Origin of the sequence: Paenibacillus tundrae (assembly GCF_036884255.1) — a bacterium.
Classification (GTDB): domain Bacteria; phylum Bacillota; class Bacilli; order Paenibacillales; family Paenibacillaceae; genus Paenibacillus.
Genome location: NZ_CP145605.1, coordinates 3,550,470 through 3,570,145 on the forward strand (window position 1 = coordinate 3,550,470; position 19,676 = coordinate 3,570,145).

The following is a 19,676-nucleotide window of genomic DNA, read 5'->3' on the forward strand; positions in this document are numbered from 1 at the left end:
TCAATCATCATGCGTATACAAACGTCGAGGGTTACACAAAAGGCTACCCTCATGGATAGCCTTTTCTCCAAACCCAAATATCGATATGCTGACATAGTTATTCTGCAATGCTGCTCCGAAACTTAGCCAAATGTTTTATCCAAACGGAAAGCCCTTCCCTCTTGATGAATATGAAGTGCCACAACTTGACCATCTCCATCCCGTTCAAAATCAACGCTTGCATTCAGCCCATCTGTTGAAAATGTCGTCTCCGATTCGGGAGATAGTCGGATTGGGGACTGTTCTTGTATTCGTAATGCCAAGTTATTACCGTCTAGGTTGATAGAAGCATGTAGTCCTGATGTTGCTTTATAATCGCCTACGTACTCCTTAAGTATATTCGGCGATACATCCACATTTATTTGATCAGGAGAATATCCGAGCCATCCATATTCGCGCGCAATAGCGTGCTCGATTTCTCCAAGCAATGCATTACCTTCATTAGAATTAATCATAATGACGGCACCATAACCGTGATGTTTGGATAAAACAAATCGGGATACGAAACCTTCATTCCACCCATTATGACCGAAACGACTTGCTTCCCCTTCACCTTCTAGGAAAAAGCCGATACCCATATGATTCTCAATTTGGGCAGTTAACATTTCGTTTAAAGTTTCCGCAGAGAGAATCCTACTCGAATGATGCTGTAATGTTAGTTGCAATTCAATGCCTATACGAGCAAGATCTGAAGGCACCGTCCAGAGACCTGCTGCCGCCATCTCTGGATATACATACCACTTACCAGGCAGAGGTCTGCCTTTCCAAGGATGTCCCGTCGCGGTAGTTTCATGCCTTTGAGAAGATAATGGCTGTTCATATGTACTGTTCGTAACTCCTAACGGTGCGAATATCAACTTGCTCATAATTTCAGCTAAGGGTTGGTTCAGCCTATCCTCAACAAGCTGTTGTGCAATGGTTGTACCCCCTCCGGAATATCGAAATTGCAATCCTGGAATAACATTAACCTCCACAGATGAAGTATTGGCTGGATGTTGTCCATTCAGAATCTGCACTAGCTTGGGAAGTTCACCGGTTCTTTCATAACCGGGAAATCCCTGAATCGTAACTCCCGCACTATGGCTCAATAATTGCCGCAACGTGACTTTTGGCTGCCAGCCGGAAACAGAAGGTATTTTCCAAGATGTCAGATAATCGTTCACGTCCCGATCCAGATCTAATTTCCCTTCCTGAACTAATCGCATTACAGCTATAGCAAAAATCGGTTTGCTGACCGACGCAGCTTGGAAGAGCGTTGTTTCGGTGACAGGCTGCGGTTTCCCTGCCTCGCGTACCCCGAATCCCCGAGCCCATTCTAGTTTGAAGTCATTGATAACCGCAATGGATACCCCAGGTGTGTTGTAATACTTCATTCGATCTGCTAGCGTTGCTTCCTGACCGTATTTATTTCGAAGATGAGTTTCCGGTTGTAAACGCTTAATAATTGCTTCGATTCGTTCTTCAATTGCCATGGACATCGACCTCTTCCCACTTTATTCGTTTTGAATATAATTCCACAAGCCGGCCAGATTCCCCTTTCATCTCAACGATAAACTGAACTAGTACAGGGTAACTATTTCATTATAGTAGACGTTTATAACTAAGCAGAGTATATAAGGAGGAATGGTCATGACAAAATTATGGATAGTATTTCTACTAATGGGTTGTATGTTGGCTCATTATTTCGTTTCTCCTGACTCTCCAGTTATATCTACTTCTACTAGTGAGCCTGTTCAACAAGAAGAATCCAATCTAGTCGGCTACACCAGTAAAGAAGAAATTGCTGCTGCTCTTGATGCAGCAAATATCTTCAATTTTCACTACATAGATGAGATTCACTATGAGGGGGATGAGCTGCAAATTGTGCAGACATTGAATCGAAATATGAAAGGTATACTGCAGTTCGATGCTGACGCGGTACGTTCAGCTTATGTTCAAGATCACGCGGTTCACGAGGAAGAATTCAGTCAAGTGTATGCTGTAGCTATTTCAATGGATGAGCCGTTGTTTAATGTGCTTCAAGATGGAAACATCGAAGTGTTTGTTAAACAAATAAATGTGTATTTCCATGAGTCTCCCCTACAAGCAGATGAAACTACTAAGTTATACCATATGCAAAAAGAAGATTCAGCATGGCGTATTCTCTCTATTACGAATTAACACTCCTTGCATATAAAAAGTCGTGAGTCTTAATGACCTCACGACTTACTTACTTGTGATCCGATATCCGATTACAACCGCAGTGTAACCAGATCAATTTACCATCATATGTAGTTTGCTTAACGAGCTTATAACGTATGATCTTCTTTCTTTAATTTCCGAATCTGACTCAGCTCTTTCCTGATTTCTAGTAACCGTCTATGCGGCATACTCGGTTCTACTGATTCGGCTTCTACATTTTTGTGTCGGATATCCAAATCATTTAATTGTTCCAAAGATGTTTTCTTGTTCGGAACTGGACTAACTTGACCTGTTCTAGCCTTGATCGATTTGGATCTCTTCGATTTCATAATCTGTTCAAATACGCTGTCTTCTTGAACCATTGTACATTCATCCCTTAGTCTGTAATGCTTCTATTGTAATCAATCCTTGACACTTTGCACACTACTAATTTGGCATCCAACTAATGGTTCCCATCGTTTCTCATTGTCTCCAATCTTTATATAAAAGCGGACCTCAGATTAATATCCCTTTACACAATATCGCTTACAATACAAAAAAATGTTGATCAGTATTAGATCAACATTTTTAAGCACGTTTTGAAATGGAGTTTTACTTGTAATGATTTCAGAGCTTTGTCAATTATAGCAACTTAATTAACTCTTCTAGCTTATCAACCAAACCTACACATCTCTCATTTCGATTTTTCAACCAATGATTTCGGTTTTGAGCCATAATTTAATTACACTATTTTTTCAGCATTTCCCTTCGGAATAGTGACCCCACAGAATTCATACAAAATATCAGCCATGTACTTATCACTTTCTTTCATGCCATTTAACGCCCATTCGATTAAAACGCAATAAAATCCACCTACATAAAACTTAGCAATATAGTTTTCTTTGTAAGAATCATCGTAGGTTTTAACTACAATTCTTGTGGCTAATTTGTGCAGGTATTCATTACACTTGGCCAGCAATAAGTAACTAACGTTGGACTTTACCAGATTTTCTACTAAGATTTTCTCATTCCTGAAACATCTGAAGAATAATAGTGTTGAATAATAGTTATCAAAGTTCTCCCCTGCCAATGCCTGATCAAAAAAGTCATTAAACACTTGATCAATGCGTTCCACGATTACATCCTCAATGATGTTGTAATTTCTATAGAACCCCATGCGTGAAACACCAGCTTTTGTACAAACCTCGGTAATAGATATATTATTTAGATTTTTGCTTTGCATTAATATCATTAGTGCATTGAAGATCCACTCTTTCGTCATCGCACTTCTGAGTTGATTAGATGGGTTTGACATTACAACATCTCCTTTTATGTCACAGTTGCCTCGAAACGCATTGATATCTTTATGTTATACACATTATACTGAGCTCAACGAGACGTTACAACAGTAACATCTTAGCGAATAAAATTTGAGGAGGAATATAACATGTTCAAAAAATTGCAAGATACGGTGGCATTGGTAACTGGAGCAAGTAGCGGAATCGGTGAGGCGACTGCCAGAAGGCTCGCTGCTCAAGGAGCAACTGTTGTCCTTGTCGCACGTCGTAGAGATCGATTGGAGAATCTGGCTTCGGAGCTAAAAAACCTTGGAGGTGAGGTTCTTGTAATAGAAACAGATATAACAGATAAGAAGCAAGCGGAACATGCAGTTCAGCAGGTTATCCATAAATATGGACGTTTGGACACCGTTATAAATAATGCGGGACTCATGTTAATCGGTAGTGTGTCAGAGACGCCCTCAATCGAATGGGAACGAATGATATCCGTGAATATAAATGGGTTGTTATACATATCCCATGCTGCACTACCGTATCTAATCCAATCAGCCTTGACTTCCGAACGGAAAGTTACTGATTTAATTAATATCAGTTCAGTTTCTGGACGCAAACCATCGGCAGGGCAAGCGGTGTATAGTCTCACGAAATCTGGTGTTGCAGCGTTTACTGAAGCCCTGCGGCAAGAGACTGCCGGACTTAACGTTCGTGTGGCTATTTTAGAGCCAGGCGCAGTGGGAACGGAACTAGGTAATCACTTACGTGACGATGTGCGTGAGCAACTTTCCAATATTCTGAGCAATATTGAAGTTCTTGAAGCAGAAGATATTGCGGAAACGATTGAATTTATTGTAACTCGCCCACGTCGTGTTGCGGTCAACGAGATTTTAGTTCGTCCAACGGATCAAGCAATGTGATGCTGATCCGATTCTTATTAGATACGGTTGCGATGCATTACACAGAAATATGATTGACCTTCCATTGGCCTTACAAGCAAAAAAAGTCGCTAAGGTAGCGACTTTTTTCTGGTCTATCATTTCAATCAGAACCTTGTCAATTAAAGCAACTTAATGACCTCTTCTAGCTCATCCACCAAACCTTTTGCAAGTTCAAAATTAGTATCTTTCAAAGCTAATTCAATTTTCATTTCAACTGCTTTTTTCTTTTGTTCAGTTTCTAAATAGTCTTTATTAAAATGACTCTCATAGATCATCTCTCTAAATTCTTCAATACTCATTTTTTTAATCTTTTTATCCTCAATGAGGACAACATAATCCATACCATTGACTACAGAATAAAAATCATGCGAAATCATGAGAATAGCGCCTTTGTAATCCGTAATGGCATTCTCCAATGCTATTTGAGAATAGATATCTAAATGGCTTGTCGGTTCATCCAGCAGCAATACGTTTGCTTTACTGGCAGCAACTTTAGTCAATTGAAGCATATTTTTTTCTCCACCAGATAAAGATTCTATCTTTTGATTAAGAATTTCTCCTTCAAAGCCATAGTTTGAAAGATACGATCTAATCTCATCATACGTATTAAACCCAGCATCAATGAACTCATCGAGTATGGTGTTCGAATCCTTCAGCATTTCACCTTGAACCTGAGATAAATAAGCCACTTTGACATCAGCATTGATTTCAATGGAAGCATGATTATTCTTAAAGACTTCGCGGAGCAAAGTCGTTTTCCCGGTACCGTTTGCACCGATAATGGCTACTTTATCTGTAGCTTTCATCTCAAAACTAACATTATCCAAAAGCAACTCGTCAAAGGCAACGCTATAATTATTGACAAGTACAACAGGGATATCTTCTGGTTCAAGATCCACATCAAAATGAATATTCGGTTGCTTAATATCAACAAATGGCGCTTTAATTCTACGTGCTTCCAATCTTTCTGTGAACTTAACTCTAGCCTTTAACGCTCTGCCTCTCGATGCTTCTGAATCATTCGTTGCGATCTCTCTAAGGTTAATTACGATATTCTCGTTTCTCTTAATTTCTTCTTCTTCCGCGACTGCGATTTCTTGTAACTCTACTTTGGTCTGAAGCAGTGAGAAGTTGTAATCGATATATCGTCCATCAAACTCTTGGATCTCCGTATCTTCAAGGTGGATGATTTTGTTGAAACAATGATTCAACAGATATCGGTTGTGCGTAACCACCAGCAGCATTCCCTTGTGGGAATTTATAAGTTTTTTAAGTGCATTTAGATTTTCAAAATCCAAAAATACATCTGGTTCATCCATAATCATTAAGTCTGGACGATGGAGCATTTGCTTCATCACTTGAATCAATTTGAATTCTCCACCACTTAAGGAGGAAATGTTAAGATCTTTTAGCTTCATGAGGTTAGCCAGGTTTAGCTGCTTATTAATGTTGTTTTCGAAATTATCCCCGTCCATCGACTGGAACGCGTCTAACGCCAATTGAACCTTTTCCATCAGCGAATCCATATCAGAAGTGGTTCCCATTTCAGCATAAATAGACGTGATTTCATTTTGAATTTTGATAAATTCTTCTGCAATAAATTCGAAAACAGTCATTTCTTTCGCTTGGTCTTCTTGTAAGAACTGACTTACATACCCGATTCTACACTCTGGGTCTATCTCCAACTTGCCATCGTATAAATATCGTTCCGGATCCATCAGAATATCAATCAGCGTACTTTTCCCACTACCACTCGTTCCGATAAAGGCGCAATGTTGGCCTTCTTCTAATGTAAATGAAATATTGTTATATAAATCTTTTTGCGGAAATGAAAAGGATAAATTATCAACTGTTATCATAGTGTTACCTTTCTTTCTAACTAAAATGGTGATTATGAATACATGTCTTATGAACACAGACTTTTAGAGTAACACTGATTACCCCCAAGTACAATTCATTTTTAGTCCTTCGTATAGGAGATTAGTCTCGTTGACTTATCTACGATTCCTCATTATAATTCGGACATCGAGAGCCTGGCAGACACTGTTTTCCAAGAATGCTTGTCGCAAAGTATTTATGTCGGCTTTTGAATAATGAAGCTAGTTCTATAAACAAACTTTAAAGTGAAAGATGTGAAGATTATGACTAAGGAGAAGGTCTACTACGGTAAAGAGATCGAAGTTATGTTTAATTCGGATGTCTGCATTCATTCCGGCATTTGCGTAAAAGGACTTCCTGGAGTTTTTAATTTAAGTAAACGTCCTTGGGTTGATCCAGATGCTGACACTTCCGAGGCCATTGCCCGGCATATTGACACCTGTCCAAGCGGAGCATTGACGTATAAACTTCTGGACGGTAAATTTTCAACTAGGAAAGAGGATGAACATGCATAACGTAGAACATGAACCTGCTAACAAAAGATTTATTATTCAAGATAACGGTGACATTGCTGCAGTAATGACGTATGTGATCTCAAGTCCTGAGCTCTACATTATTGATCACACGTTAGTAGAAAATGCTTACCGAGGACAAGGACTTGGCGATAAACTGCTCCAATCGATGGTGGAATACGCGCGGGAAAACGGTATCAAGATTTTACCATTATGCCCGTTTGCCAAAGGTCGTTTTGATCGTATCACTGAATACGCGGATGTTCTTAATAAATAATAACTAAGCACGTTTAGATCACAATTTCTCTAGATATCAGTTCTCTTTCTAACCATGCCTTAGATGGATTTTCAAATCAGTCAAATGCTCTCATACGGAGCTCATTCAAAAAGGTGCTATCCCTCAAAATGATGAGGAATAGCACCTTTTTATATAAGGATATTGCTCTAATCACAAAATGTTAATGGACTTCTTCAAACGTTACAACCACTATCGTACCCTCACTTGCAATGGATATGATCTGGTTTCCCCTGAAGGATTGCGAAGTACAGCTTCATACTCATAGCTTCCAGATGATCTTCCAGAGATAGCGGTAACCGCAGACTGAGCATTAGGTGTATGCGATTGTAGTGATTGTGTATCGATCAGAACGCCATTCTCATACAGTTCATATTCAGTAGCATTTGTTCCCCACCACAAGTTCATCGTGACATTAAAGTTACCATCACCATCCCAGTTATCGTTCGACAGAATAGCTTGCCCTGGAGAAGCATCGGTAACGATGACTGTCAGTGGAACACTCGTGGTCGTACCTAGTGAATTGATCAATTCCCCGGTATACATATAGGTACCATTTTTCTTTCCAGTAATATCAACTTTTACAGACTGAGCAGATGGCGATTGATCAACTAGGGAAACTTCCTTAATCAACTCACCATTCTCATACAACTTGAATTGATTGCCATTATTACCCCACCACAAATTCATCGTGACAGTGTAGTCTCCATCCTTGAGTCCCGTGTCGTAACCGTTATTGTCCGACAGTACCGGTGTCCCTGGTGCACCGTTCGCTAGTGGTGTTGCTTGGTAAAGCCATTCCTCCCACTTAAGCAGTACATTCACCTGTTCATCCGTAAACACGTTTCCTCTAGCTGCTTGAACGTCACTGCCATAGGATGCGAGCAGTTGACGTGCTTTTGCCCCGTCACGATCATTAGCAGCCTGTTGTGCTTGTTGTAAGGTGTTCACAAGCTGATCAGCAAGTACGCTTGCATTCGGATCGGCCGATTCATCAGCAAAGGAGTTCGTCAGATTAATCAAGCTGTCGAAAGTAGCAATTACCGCAAAGCTATATTCTACTGTCTGTTCCCAACCCGCTATATCGGAGACGGTTGCCGTAACCTGGTTCAGGCCCGGTTCCAATGTGTACGCTGGAGTATCCAGAAGCACACCCTCCGGTTCTGCCACACCGGATACCGCGTCAGAGGCTGTATAGCCGATTTCCACATGCTGATCAATCGTGTACTCCGTTTGACCATGAATTTCGATGGTTGGAGGAACGAGATCAATAGATACGGTCAAAGACTGCTCACTTTCCTTGTTACCGTCTACATCGACGCTCCAGTATGTGATCGTGTGTGTACCTTCTTCAGTTAGAGTCAACTGTGTGCCACTCACCGTCTCGTCATCGTTAACTTGATAATAAGTTCCTTCGACCTCGGAATCTTCGTCACTTGCTGTAAAGGTTACTTGTACTGGAGAAGTATACCACCCGTCATGTTCTTCCCCTTCCACGGTTACCGTGGTATGCGGGGCTTTCTGATCTGGATTTTCTCCTTCCAATTTAACGTGAGCTGACAGCGGAATATTCAATTCCTTCACAAGACCTGCCACAAGTTCAGATACCTTGATTGCTCCGTTCATCTGCAGATGTGTATTGTCTTCCGTTGTGCCTACCCACATAAATATTGATTTCGTTCCTTCTGTGCCAAGCTCTTGGAAATACTCCCAGCTAGCTTGGTTCAGATCAATAATGAGCGTTTCGGTCTCCTGTGCCGTTTCCTTCATCGCCTGTACGTATTCCGGGAAGCTCTTATTCAGCACCTCTCCGGTAAAATCACGACGGTTGACTGGCGTGACCAGAACCGGAATCGCCCCTCTTTGCAGAGCACCGTTAATGTATTCTTTCAAGTACACTTTAAACTGCTCTGGCGTTAGATAACGCTCTGGACGGGACGGCGTGGAATCATTATGAGACCACTGCATGAATAGATAATCGCCTTCATTGATGTCGAGCAAAATATCGTTAAGGTATCCACCAACCAGGAAGGTTTTGCTGCTCAATCCCCCGACTGCACGGTTATCAATGCTGACTTCATTTTGATCAAAATATTGACCCAACGTCTCGCCCCAACCTGCTTGCGGACGATAGTTCTCCGCGTAATTGGCCACGGTGGAATCACTAGCCAGATAGACAATAGGTTTGTCGCTTGCATTGTTATCTGGTAGACGCTCCAGCGTCAACGCATTGATTTTCGGTGCATTTCCAGTGAAGTTGAAGTTAAAGATTCCATCGATGAGCGCAATATCATAGGTTACTTCTTTGAACTCGCCCTTGGCAATGGTTGTGAGCGGCAGTTTCGTCATCTGCTCTACCACGACATTCGCGCTGGTCGATTCTTCCGCATCTCCTATGGTCATCGTTACACGGTAATTCGCTGGCTCCATTTCCACCAGGAAAGAAGTGCCGTTTACTCGAGTAAAATCCTCCTTGAGCGCATCCCCGGTCTCCCGGTTCTCATCTTGTGTCAATGCAGTATCAGCAAAGCCGTACTTATTGCCTTCAATGTACGCTCTTTTGGCATCTACCTTGATGTATCCTTCGGCAGCATCGCCAGAACCAAAATCAAATTTGTACGTGTTAATCTCTACACCCGGTTCAGTCGTCAACGAATCCTTTGCGACCGTTAACACGTTAAACGCATGATCAATTTGAGCTTGGGTTGCTTCTGTATTAAAGATAGCTTCCGCAGCTGCCAAAGCCCGATTGACTACTGCTTTCGAAGCTTCTGTATATGCTGACAGATCAAGTGCCTTGACCTCATCGTACAGGTCAACCAAGGCTGTCTGATCGCCGCCCTCTGAATCAAGCTGAGTTCCTTCAATTCGCACATTATCAATCTGAGTAGTCCAGTTCAGCGTACCTCCACCGCCTTTTCTCGTACCAAGGAACCGAATCGCTCTGACGTTATCTGCATAGGCGATGGAACTCATAGGGATATCCTGGATCGTCTGTGTGACGGTTGGATCCGCCTGATTCGTTAATGTCAGATCCAATGTTTTCTCGGCAAAATTAACGGATGCATCCACATTGACCCATTGGTTCTTGGAGATCTCTGTAGCCGTTCCCCCTTCAGGTATGGCTGTATCACCTGTGCCGTAGTCCGGGTTATATGCACCGACAAAATAATGAATTTTCGTGCTTCCGGTTTTGGTAAACAGTGTGAACAGAGCATTTTCGTTCGAATCTTGAACCGTCAGGTGACCTTCAGACGGATAGGCACTCACATTGCCGGATTGCCAGTCAAAGTTCACGTCTACCTTATCGCCATTTACGGCATCGAACAAACGGAACACTTTCGCCCGATGGCCTGATCCAGAACCTGTGACCGACAGTACCTTATTCCCTGACTGTTCAACTACCGTTCCCGCCATGGTACCGGCAATACCAGTAGCGTTCACCATCGCATACTGATAGTCCGCTGCGGCGCCTTCAAAGTCCTCTTCGTAGAGCTGGATTTCCGGCTCTGGCTCGGGTTCAGCTGTATCCGGGTCAATGACCAGGGGAGAAATGCTAAGCTCCATGTCTTTCACCGCGCCGGCAACCAATCCAGCAATTCTCTGCGCACCATAACTGCTGAAATGGGTGTTATCGTTGATCCCATTCGGGTATTTCGGATATTCGCCCGGATTAGCATATAGGAAAACTTTTTCCGTAGCTGTATTACCAATTTTGTTGAAGTACGCAATGCTTAATTTGCTGAGATCAATCAGCGGCACATTCAGTTCCTGCGCCACTTCTTTGGCTGCTTGCACATATGCCGGGAAGCTAACATTGAACTCCTGAGTTAACGTATTAAAATCTCTGCGTCCAACCGGAGTAAGCAGTACCGGTGTAGCGCCGCGCTGTTTCGCACCGTTCACATAACGGGATAAATAGATTTTATAGTCTTCTGGTGATGCATACCGATCTGGTATACCTGCACTAGCGTCATTATGACCAAAGGAAATGAAGAAGAAATCCCCTGGCTTAATGCGCTGCAGAATTGTATCCAGACGTCCATCTACCATGAACGATTTACTGCTACGTCCACCAATTGCATCGTTCACAATCACTGCCCCATTAGAGAAATAACGTCCGAACTGTTGTCCCCATCCTTCTTGCGGAGCTTGCATTTCACTGTAAGATTGCATCGTTGAATCACCGGCCATATAGATCGTCGTTGCTGTACCGGCCTCTTTCTCCGGATATTTCTCTATAATGATGTCTTGGATGTCTATGGCAGTACCCGTAAAGAGAAAATCAAGTTGCCCGTCCACTAAGGCAATATCATAAGAATACTCCAGCGGCTCTCCTGCTTTTACATTGGTTACAGCGAACTTTTGAACAAATTCAGATTTGACTCCAACGTTAGAGTCATGCGTATCGCTGCCCAAACGCAGTGTTACCTTATAGTTCGCATTCGGCAGATCAACGGCAAATGTCGTGCCTGCCGCGACTGATACCTCGTTAACCCCTACGGTAACACCGCTTGTATCCGTAAATCCATATCCCGTCTCTTGTGTGTATGGCGTATCTTGAATATCCGTACTTCCAGCCGCTGTATCTGTACCAAAATCAAAACGGTATACGGAATCCAGCATTTCCGCTCCGCGAGTCAGTGTCAGATCAGCTTTAGGGAATGAAGTTGACTCTGCTCCAAGATAAAAGCCAGTATGCGGTGGCTGGTTGTAGGATACATTTTGCCAAGCTACGCCCAGGCGATACACAGGATCCTGCATCAGTGTAGGGATGCGATAGTCTGTAGGAATGGTCGTCGTATAGAGACGATATTCTGAACTATCTTCACTCCGCAGCAGAATTTCCTCACGCCAGTCCCCCAGAATGTCCGCTTGAAGCGCAGGATTTCCTTTGGTATGATTGTTCGTTAATGTACCGGTTGCCCGGAAGATTTCGTCGAGCTTTTTATTTTCGTAATCCCATTTATAAATGAGCGGAATTCCTCTAGCTGTACTGTTATCCCACTCATGGTCAAACAGTTCACGCTGAAGATCTCCATCCCACCAGATGGCAAAGTTTGCGGTTTTGGGTCCCTCTTCAACAGTGTAGATTGGCTCTCCGGCAGCCGAGTAAGTACTGGTTACAGGTACACTTTGTCCGTTAGTAACCGTGGTTGCCCATGACTCGTATCCCGGATGATTCGGATCAATGTCTGCCGACATCCCACGGCCTGTGTCAAAACCCGTTTTCTCTCCCCAGAGAATTTCACCTGTAGCCGCATCACGCATCTCCAGTCCGTATGCAGCATTGGAATGCTCGTGTACACTTACGACCTGTTGACCCTCACGGTTCGGATCGAGCTTGCCTGCGTGCATAGCGTCGCCGTGACCGAGTCCGGTGCTATACATCAAGCTGCCATCATCGTCTATCGCTAAGGCGCCAAACATGATCTCGTCCTTGCCATCATTGTCAGCATCCAGCACACTTAGATTATGGTTGCCTTGTGCCTCATATTGAGATCCTGCCTCGTTGGTGTCAAACCTCCAACGTTTGACGAGTTCTCCGCCAACATAATCATAAGCAACAAGCACAGTACGAGTATAATACCCCCTGCTCATTACAACACTTGGCTTCGTACCATCCAGATAAGCGATAGCGCCAAGGAAACGGTCTACACGGTTACCGTAGCCATCGCCCCAATCGCTGACATTGCCTCTTGGAGGATCATAATCCACAGTGGATACGGCCGCTCCAGTCTCACCGTTGAATAGCGTGAGATATTCTGCACCTGTCAGTATGTATCCGCCTTCATTACGGTAATCTTTAGTACCATCGCCAATGATCGTACCTTGTCCGTCTGTCGTGCCGTCTGCAGTCTTTACAACTACTTCAGCCTTTCCGTCGCCATCCAGATCGTATACCATTAATTGCGTATAATGTGCTCCGGCGCGGATGTTGACGCCAAGGTCAATCCGCCACAGCTTCGTGCCGTCTAATTTGATCGCATCGATATACACATTGCCGGTGTAACCTGCCTGCGAATTATCCTTGGAATTGCTTGGACTCCACAGAAAGACGATCTCATATTCGCCGTCACCATCCAAGTCCGCTACGGAAGCATCACCCGCATAGTAGGAGTAAGTTCCACCGTCCTTGGTTCGGCCGTCAGCCGGTTTATCAAGCGGGATCGGTAGATAATCGTTATGCCAGACCGATACAACCTCTGGCTCCATTTGCTCCTTGCCCGTAATAATCGTAGAAATCTGATATTGGGAGCTGTCGAAGCCACTTGTGTCCACATAGTTCGTCACATCGCTTATAGGCGATGCGTTTACTTTCGTCCCGTTTTTATATATATTGAAAGCGATCTCATCAGGATCATTGTTCAGATACCTCCAGCTTAGAAAAACACCGTTGTCCACGAGAACCGCAACCAGACCACGGTTCAGATATTCCCCCTGTCGACCCGCCTTGATGTCTGATGTCTCTGCTCGTGCCGGAGCGGGAGGTACAGCCAATGAAATTACCATAAGGAATGCTAGAAAAGATACAAACATCGATTTCTGGATGGAAACAGTTCTTCGGTTCATCGGATTAGCTCCTCCTTTATCCAAAAATTCATTTTAAGAAATCTGCCTTACTTGTTGTCAAATGAACACAAAATTACAGTCACCATCCTTTCGTATGTTACCGCTTACATTTATCTTACAGGTCTAAAAAAAGACAGACAATCTAAAAAATGTGACGTATTATATAACATAATTGACTTTTTTAGGTAGGGGTGAAGGTATGAATCATACGGTCTCTTATGCTTTTCGTAATGACGATACATCAATCATGACACTGGACTCTATTGGATGGCAGATCGTCTCAAGTGAGGAATATCGTTGTCCAAGTGATGACAGACCGGATCCGGGGCATGTTGTTTTTCAATACACTCTGAATGGCCAGGGTTATCTGGATATTGACAATCAAACACTTCCTTTACCTAAGGGGCACGCACTACTCGTCAAAATTAGCGGAGAACATTGCTATTACTATAAGCAAGAAAATAACGAACCATGGGAATTTATTTGGATTAACATTCGCGGAGATGAAGCCAATCGAATATGGGATATGATTCATGATAATGAGGGGCATGTCATTTTGCGGAACGCGGATTCTCCCTTAATTCAAGAATTGTGGCAGATCATCCATTTGATTCATCAAGAGAAAGTGACCGACAAGTATCGTCTGTCCATGCAAGTCTATCAGTGGTTGCTTCTCTTAGTGCAGACGAGTCGGGATGCGGAGAGGGATATCGGTGTCCTATCCATAACAACAATCGAGAAATGCAAAAAGTTCATTCGAGAGAACTATGCTTCCCCCTTGACGCTGGACCTACTGGCGAGCCACTGTGATATCAATAAACACTACTTATGCAGATTATTTCAGAAATCGGAGAAAACATCACCGCTAGCTTATCTCAAGGACAGACGGATTGAAGTTGCCGTCCGACTTCTCCGCACGACAGAAATTCCGATTGCTCAAATCGGTCAACAATGCGGCTTCGAGAGTCCCAGCTATTTCGGCAAAGTCTTTCGGCAATATATGTCCATGTCGCCCAAAGAATATCGGCTGAATAAGCTAACATTTCCTTACGAAGCGATCTACTATGAATAGGCCATCTCTGCTTTTGCTTAAGGCTCACAGGGATCGAGACGTTCAATGTCGTAGTTTCAAAACGCTATAGAATTATAGATTTGCTGAATACGATTCTCAAGAGATTCAAACTGTACGAATCTACCTTCTCGGAACAATTCTTTTTGCTCATAGAACATGATGAATGTCGGGACTGAAAAAATTAAAAAACGCCCCGCAACTTCTGTAACTTGCTTTGCATCCACTTGTATGAATTCAATATGAGGATAGTTTGTCAAAAGCTTCATTAATTTGGGGAGAATCGCGTGACAGACAGAACATTCTTCTTGTGAAACATACAGTAAAACTAAAGAATGATGTTGTAAACATATATCAATATCTTCAATAGAGTTGATTATTTGATGTTTCATCATATTCAAATCCTCTCATCTTAGCTTGTTAACATATAGAAATATTGTACACGGAAACCTGGAATACTAAAACCTAGCCTTTGGTTCTACTGCAATATGGCTATCCAACTTCAACGACTTTTCGGAAAAGACCTCGTTTGCTCCAGTAGGAATCTGGACGAATCGGTTCACACCTCTAGGAAACAGTAAACAAAATAAGAAAAATTGGAGATTTCTCCCGACCCCTTGGTTCATCTAGTGGGATAATTATTCAATTTCACTATTGGCTGAAGCATCATAAAAAGCCGCTACTTCCATAGCGGCTTCATTGACATCATTTTCAAAAGGGATTCTTTATTGAATATTCAATGTTATATTAACAGGATAGATAAGTAGTAGAAATGACCGCCGGCTGTTCATGCCGACAGTCATCGCTTTAATCCGTAGTATGTTTCTCATCATACTCGCTTGATATTTCTTTGAGCGATCTGATTTTACCATGAGGGTGCTGTTCTTGCTTTCGTGACTTCCAAGCAGCTTCCTGCCTTTTCTTCTGGCGAGCCATAAAAGATCTCCTCCTCTGGAAATGAGAAATGATACTACCTCTGTAGGATGTCGATGTTAAGCTACTTTCATTCATCCTTAACTCTTATTGAGCAGTGTATCCACCGTCTACGATCAGACTGTTGCCTGTCATATAGGAAGAATCGTCACTCGCCAGGAACAGAACAGCTTTTGCCATTTCTTCTGCTTGACCAAGACGTTTCATTGGTGTTGCTGCAGAAAGAGCCTGTTTGCTCTCTTCAGGAATAATCGGTGTATCGATAAATCCTGGGCATAATGAGTTAACCCGAATGTTATTTTCTGCATATTCCAGCGCAAGCGAACGAGTCAAATTCACGACACCGCCTTTGGCTGCATTGTACGCTGCAGAACCAGGTGAACCAACCCATCCGTACATGGATGCCGTGTTAACGATCGTGCCTCCACCAATTTTCAGCATTTCGCGAATGGATTCACGTGCAACCAAGAATACGCCGTCCAAGTCTACGTTGACTGTATTGCGCCATTCTGCATAGTCCAGTTCATGTGAAGGATGCACACGTCCGATCCCTGCGTTGTTGAATACGATATCCACTCGGCCAAAAGCCTCGACCGTTTGTTTGAAAATATCCGCAACCTCTTGTTCACTGGTGATGTTAGCTTTAATAAAGAGGGCATCTGCTTTAAGCGCTTTCAGTTCCTGCTCGAACGCCTTCCCTTTTTCTTCATTCAGATCCACCAAGACCACTTTGGCACCTTCAGAAACGAAAAGACGTGCTGTCGCTGCGCCAATCCCAGATGCTCCTCCTGTGATAACTGCTACTTTATCTTGAAGTTTGCCCATGAATAATTCCTCCAGTATAATATTTTGAATAGCGACTATATAAATAGTGCTATATGATGTTTACAAAACTAATTGTATGCTTAAAATTGTAACAATCCAATCATTAAGATAAGACCAAATGTCTACCTCATAGACACTTTTCTAAACAATGTCGATTTTTATAGGAGATTTATTGAATGAATGATGAACTTATTGTGACAACTCAACATCGTAATCGTACCAAAGAACACCTCAAAGCAGCCTTAATTCAGCTCATTAAGAAAAAAGGCTTCCACGCTGTGTCGGTGAAGGATATCGTAGAGCAAGCGGGTTATAATCGCAGCACATTTTATTTACACTATCAGGATAAATATATTCTAAGCGAAGAATTATTAAATATGGAGCTCGAAGGATTGCGAGGTGCGGTAGGCAAACCCTATTGGCATGGTCAAAAGGTTCTGACAAACAAGCTTACTGCCGAATCTTTTCAGATCGTGGACTATATTTACGAACACCGTGACTTCTTTGAACTGATTCAATACGATGATACGTTACCCGGTCTACATACAGGATTTCCGCAAACAATACTTAAAATCTATGAGGAACAATTTATCTTCGAGACGATCAACAACTCCCCAGTGAACATGGAGTATTTCAAGTACTATACCGCATACGGTTTCTTTGGACTATTAAACAATTGGATCTTAAGCGGATATCGTGAATCACGCGACACATTTATCCAAAACGTCATTGAACTCACAAGAACGCATATTCACTCTTTTCAGTATGTGGGCGACAAATTTGAGTAAGCTTATCAATTAAAACTCTGTTGATCTCTTAAAATATGTTTGTTGCGTTTGAACTTTGTATAAGAGTCGCTAATATTCTTTCATTAACGGAAGGAAAAATATGATTCAGATTAACACTTCATCATTCCCAAAAAACAAGCTGCCTGTAGGCAGCTTGTTTAGATATAAATACACTTACTATCACATTTCATGCTGAATGTTACCACAGGTTCAAATTAACTTACTTTGCTCATGGCTAATGCTGTTACTAAGCTATACGACACCAAGCAACTTTAAAAATCACCATACATCGCTACATCTAGCTCCACCGTTCCGCCAGACCATGCTTTTAGTGAAGTCCACTCTGCCTCTCCTTGCCAGAAATCGGCTTCGGGTGAGAGCCCCAAGGCTAGAAATACGGTCGTACATAGGTATAAGCTGCCTGTCGAAATATAGGCTTCCCCGATGGCTGGTTGACTCCCGGCAAAGCCAATACGAAGCCAACCATGCTCATCAAAAGTACCCTGTATCTCTATCTGTCTCTTCATAACGGCTGTAAGAGCACAACGAACCTGAGCTGGCAACAGCTTCTCCGGCAGTTCTTCCCTAAGCGCCATCAACGATAGATGCTGAAATGCCCCGAACCGATATGCGAGTGATCGTCCAAGAGGTGGATAGGTTCCTTCAGGGGATATCATTCGTTCCAAAACAGCCGCATAACGCACTGCTCTTTTCAACACGTTAACTCGAAGTGCTGCCCAATCCTCGAACTGATCACCTACTGCATCTAGAATATCGACCAGCATAGGTTGAATGACAAAGCTATTGTAATAATCCCAATGAAATGCTGGACCGTCACCGTACGCACCGTCGCCTTTATACCATTGCTCATGCTGTCTTAACGCATAATCAACACGCATACGATCCCACTGTTCTACACCCATTCGAAATAATGCAGTTTCAATCATGGCACTAAACAGAAGCCAATTGCTAAAGACCGGACGAATCTTTCGCGTAGCCATCAACGCCGAGATTAAATTCGTTTTCACTTCTTCATCAAGCAGTGCATACAGTTCGTTTGGAGCACGTAGAACTGCATTGGCCAGAAAGGCTGCATCAACGACAGGTTGACCACCTTTGGTAAAATTCATATAGTCCGGTGAAGCTGGATCAGTTGCAGCCTCAATTGCTTGCCTAGCCATCATAGCCATTTGTGACCGAAGTTCACCTTCATCACCAGAACGTGGTCCCTGTTCAAGCCATGGTGCGATCCCCGCCAAGGTACGTCCTAATGCTTCCAAGTATGTATAATCGGATCGGTCACCCGCCCTTGCTTCAACAGGCATCTCTGCAGTCAATTGCCGTTGGGATAAAGAACGTAAAACAGGCTGTGCAATCTGAACTAAGGTGTCCACCCAATATCTTCTGTCGTTCCTCATGAAGCATCGCTCCTTCGTAGGCTCGTATTTTAGATCAAGTATAGATTGTTGTATCCCCTCCTTCAATAAACTATAATGATCAAAAACTGACCTATCGTGCTAGGAGTGTACACAGATGTTGAAGTTAATTTCTTGCGGATTTCACACCATTCACCATGAGGGGATTATCCGGAATCGCCCGAATGGATCAGGTCATTACACATATGTATTCTTCAATAGCCGTGCAGAAGTGACGCTACGTGAGCAAACGATGATTGTAGAAAAAAATACATTTATCCTGTTTGGCCCAGAGACGCCTCATGCGTACCGCGAAATGGAGAACCCTTTTATCAATGACTGGTTTCATTGTTATGGTGCGAACATGACTGATTTTCTGATGGAATTGAATTTTCCGCTGGACACTCCGATTGAAGCATCCGATCCGCTGCTCATATCCAGGTGTGTTATGGAGTTACAAACGATTAACCGACTTGATGGTTCACTACGTGAGCGTATCATCGATTGTGACCTCCGATCTTTCTTCATGAAATTGAGTGATCTGCGCGAGCGAACGGCTCCTCATCAACTGAATCGTTATTATATTCGATTCAATGAATTGCGTAACGAACTATACCGCTCACCTCACCAGAATATTTCTGTGGCGGAGCTTGCTTCCCGATTAAATGTAAGTAAATCTTATTTTCAACATATCTATAAGCAGTTATTTGGCTGCTCAGTGATGACGGATATGATTAACGGAAGACTTGAACACGCGAAGTACCTTTTGGATCATAGTGAGATGTCGGTAACTGAAATATCCAGCTCGTGCGGTTATGACAATGACACCCATTTCATGCGTCAGTTCAAGAAATTTGTGGGTACCTCACCACGGCAATACCGGTTTAGACGCGAAGCTAGTTATGGATCGCCTCTAAACCAAAAAGGCTAGCCCACAAAAAAAGGCTAACCTATCA

General features: G+C 42.8%; 16 protein-coding genes. 7 read left to right on the forward strand and 9 right to left on the reverse strand.

Going from position 1 to position 19,676, the window contains the following annotated elements; all coding sequences use genetic code 11:
* Window positions 1-122: 122 nt before the first annotated feature.
* Entirely contained in the window at window positions 123-1,511 is a 1,389-nt protein-coding gene (locus tag V6W81_RS15895; protein ID WP_338539685.1) for a serine hydrolase, read from the reverse strand.
* A 157-nt stretch (window positions 1,512-1,668) separates the two neighbouring features.
* On the opposite strand from V6W81_RS15895, the gene V6W81_RS15900 reads away from it, so the two are divergent.
* Complete coding sequence (locus V6W81_RS15900) at window positions 1,669-2,199, forward strand: hypothetical protein (protein WP_338539686.1); 531 nt, start codon at window positions 1,669-1,671, stop codon at window positions 2,197-2,199.
* A gap of 128 nt (window positions 2,200-2,327) precedes the next feature.
* Here the strand turns inward: V6W81_RS15900 and V6W81_RS15905 are convergent, their stop codons facing one another.
* The gene (locus V6W81_RS15905) at window positions 2,328-2,582 is read right to left on the reverse strand and encodes a hypothetical protein (protein WP_338539687.1); all 255 of its coding nucleotides are present in this window, start codon (window positions 2,580-2,582) and stop codon (window positions 2,328-2,330) included.
* 359 nt (window positions 2,583-2,941) lie between these two features.
* Window positions 2,942-3,514: a TetR/AcrR family transcriptional regulator gene (locus V6W81_RS15910; protein ID WP_338539688.1), complete on the reverse strand. Its 573-nt coding sequence runs from the start codon at window positions 3,512-3,514 to the stop codon at window positions 2,942-2,944.
* 132 nt (window positions 3,515-3,646) lie between these two features.
* On the opposite strand from V6W81_RS15910, the gene V6W81_RS15915 reads away from it, so the two are divergent.
* Entirely contained in the window at window positions 3,647-4,411 is a 765-nt protein-coding gene (locus tag V6W81_RS15915; protein ID WP_338539689.1) for an SDR family NAD(P)-dependent oxidoreductase, read from the forward strand.
* A 140-nt stretch (window positions 4,412-4,551) separates the two neighbouring features.
* Here V6W81_RS15915 and V6W81_RS15920 read toward each other — a convergent pair whose 3' ends face one another.
* Window positions 4,552-6,291, reverse strand: a complete 1,740-nt coding sequence (locus V6W81_RS15920; protein ID WP_338539690.1) for an ABC-F family ATP-binding cassette domain-containing protein — start codon at window positions 6,289-6,291, stop codon at window positions 4,552-4,554.
* A 282-nt stretch (window positions 6,292-6,573) separates the two neighbouring features.
* Here V6W81_RS15920 and V6W81_RS15925 point away from each other — a divergent pair, with 282 nt between their 5' ends.
* Window positions 6,574-6,825: a (4Fe-4S)-binding protein gene (locus V6W81_RS15925; protein ID WP_145049036.1), complete on the forward strand. Its 252-nt coding sequence runs from the start codon at window positions 6,574-6,576 to the stop codon at window positions 6,823-6,825.
* Entirely contained in the window at window positions 6,818-7,099 is a 282-nt protein-coding gene (locus tag V6W81_RS15930; RefSeq protein ID WP_338539691.1) for a GNAT family N-acetyltransferase, read from the forward strand. The genes V6W81_RS15925 and V6W81_RS15930 overlap by 8 nt, the downstream gene beginning before the upstream one ends.
* A 210-nt stretch (window positions 7,100-7,309) precedes the next feature.
* Here V6W81_RS15930 and V6W81_RS15935 read toward each other — a convergent pair whose 3' ends face one another.
* Window positions 7,310-13,690, reverse strand: a complete 6,381-nt coding sequence (locus tag V6W81_RS15935) for a GDSL-type esterase/lipase family protein (protein ID WP_338539692.1) — start codon at window positions 13,688-13,690, stop codon at window positions 7,310-7,312.
* A gap of 199 nt (window positions 13,691-13,889) precedes the next feature.
* On the opposite strand from V6W81_RS15935, the gene V6W81_RS15940 reads away from it, so the two are divergent.
* Window positions 13,890-14,762: an AraC family transcriptional regulator gene (locus V6W81_RS15940; RefSeq protein WP_145049030.1), complete on the forward strand. Its 873-nt coding sequence runs from the start codon at window positions 13,890-13,892 to the stop codon at window positions 14,760-14,762.
* Between the two features lie 56 nt (window positions 14,763-14,818).
* On the opposite strand, the gene V6W81_RS15945 is transcribed toward V6W81_RS15940, so the two are convergent.
* The 3 genes from V6W81_RS15945 to V6W81_RS15955 all read right to left on the reverse strand — a co-directional run bounded on the left by V6W81_RS15945 (window position 14,819) and on the right by V6W81_RS15955 (window position 16,517).
* A complete protein-coding gene (locus V6W81_RS15945; RefSeq protein WP_338539693.1) occupies window positions 14,819-15,154 on the reverse strand; it encodes a thioredoxin family protein in 336 nt (111 codons plus the stop codon).
* Window positions 15,155-15,566: 412 nt separating this feature from the next.
* Window positions 15,567-15,695, reverse strand: coding sequence for a DUF6254 family protein (locus tag V6W81_RS15950; protein WP_222125993.1), 129 nt, complete (start codon window positions 15,693-15,695; stop codon window positions 15,567-15,569).
* 84 nt (window positions 15,696-15,779) lie between these two features.
* On the reverse strand, window positions 15,780-16,517 hold the full coding sequence (locus tag V6W81_RS15955) for an SDR family NAD(P)-dependent oxidoreductase (protein WP_338539694.1): 738 nt from the start codon (window positions 16,515-16,517) through the stop codon (window positions 15,780-15,782).
* A 176-nt stretch (window positions 16,518-16,693) separates the two neighbouring features.
* Here V6W81_RS15955 and V6W81_RS15960 point away from each other — a divergent pair, with 176 nt between their 5' ends.
* Window positions 16,694-17,305 carry a TetR/AcrR family transcriptional regulator gene (locus V6W81_RS15960; protein ID WP_338539695.1) on the forward strand — a complete coding sequence of 204 codons (612 nt, stop codon included), beginning with the start codon at window positions 16,694-16,696 and terminating at the stop codon, window positions 17,303-17,305.
* 272 nt (window positions 17,306-17,577) lie between these two features.
* Here V6W81_RS15960 and V6W81_RS15965 read toward each other — a convergent pair whose 3' ends face one another.
* Window positions 17,578-18,723, reverse strand: coding sequence for a DUF2264 domain-containing protein (locus tag V6W81_RS15965; RefSeq protein WP_338539696.1), 1,146 nt, complete (start codon window positions 18,721-18,723; stop codon window positions 17,578-17,580).
* A gap of 115 nt (window positions 18,724-18,838) precedes the next feature.
* Here V6W81_RS15965 and V6W81_RS15970 point away from each other — a divergent pair, with 115 nt between their 5' ends.
* A complete protein-coding gene (locus tag V6W81_RS15970; RefSeq protein WP_338539697.1) occupies window positions 18,839-19,651 on the forward strand; it encodes a helix-turn-helix transcriptional regulator in 813 nt (270 codons plus the stop codon).
* The last annotated feature ends 25 nt before the right edge of the window (window positions 19,652-19,676 follow it).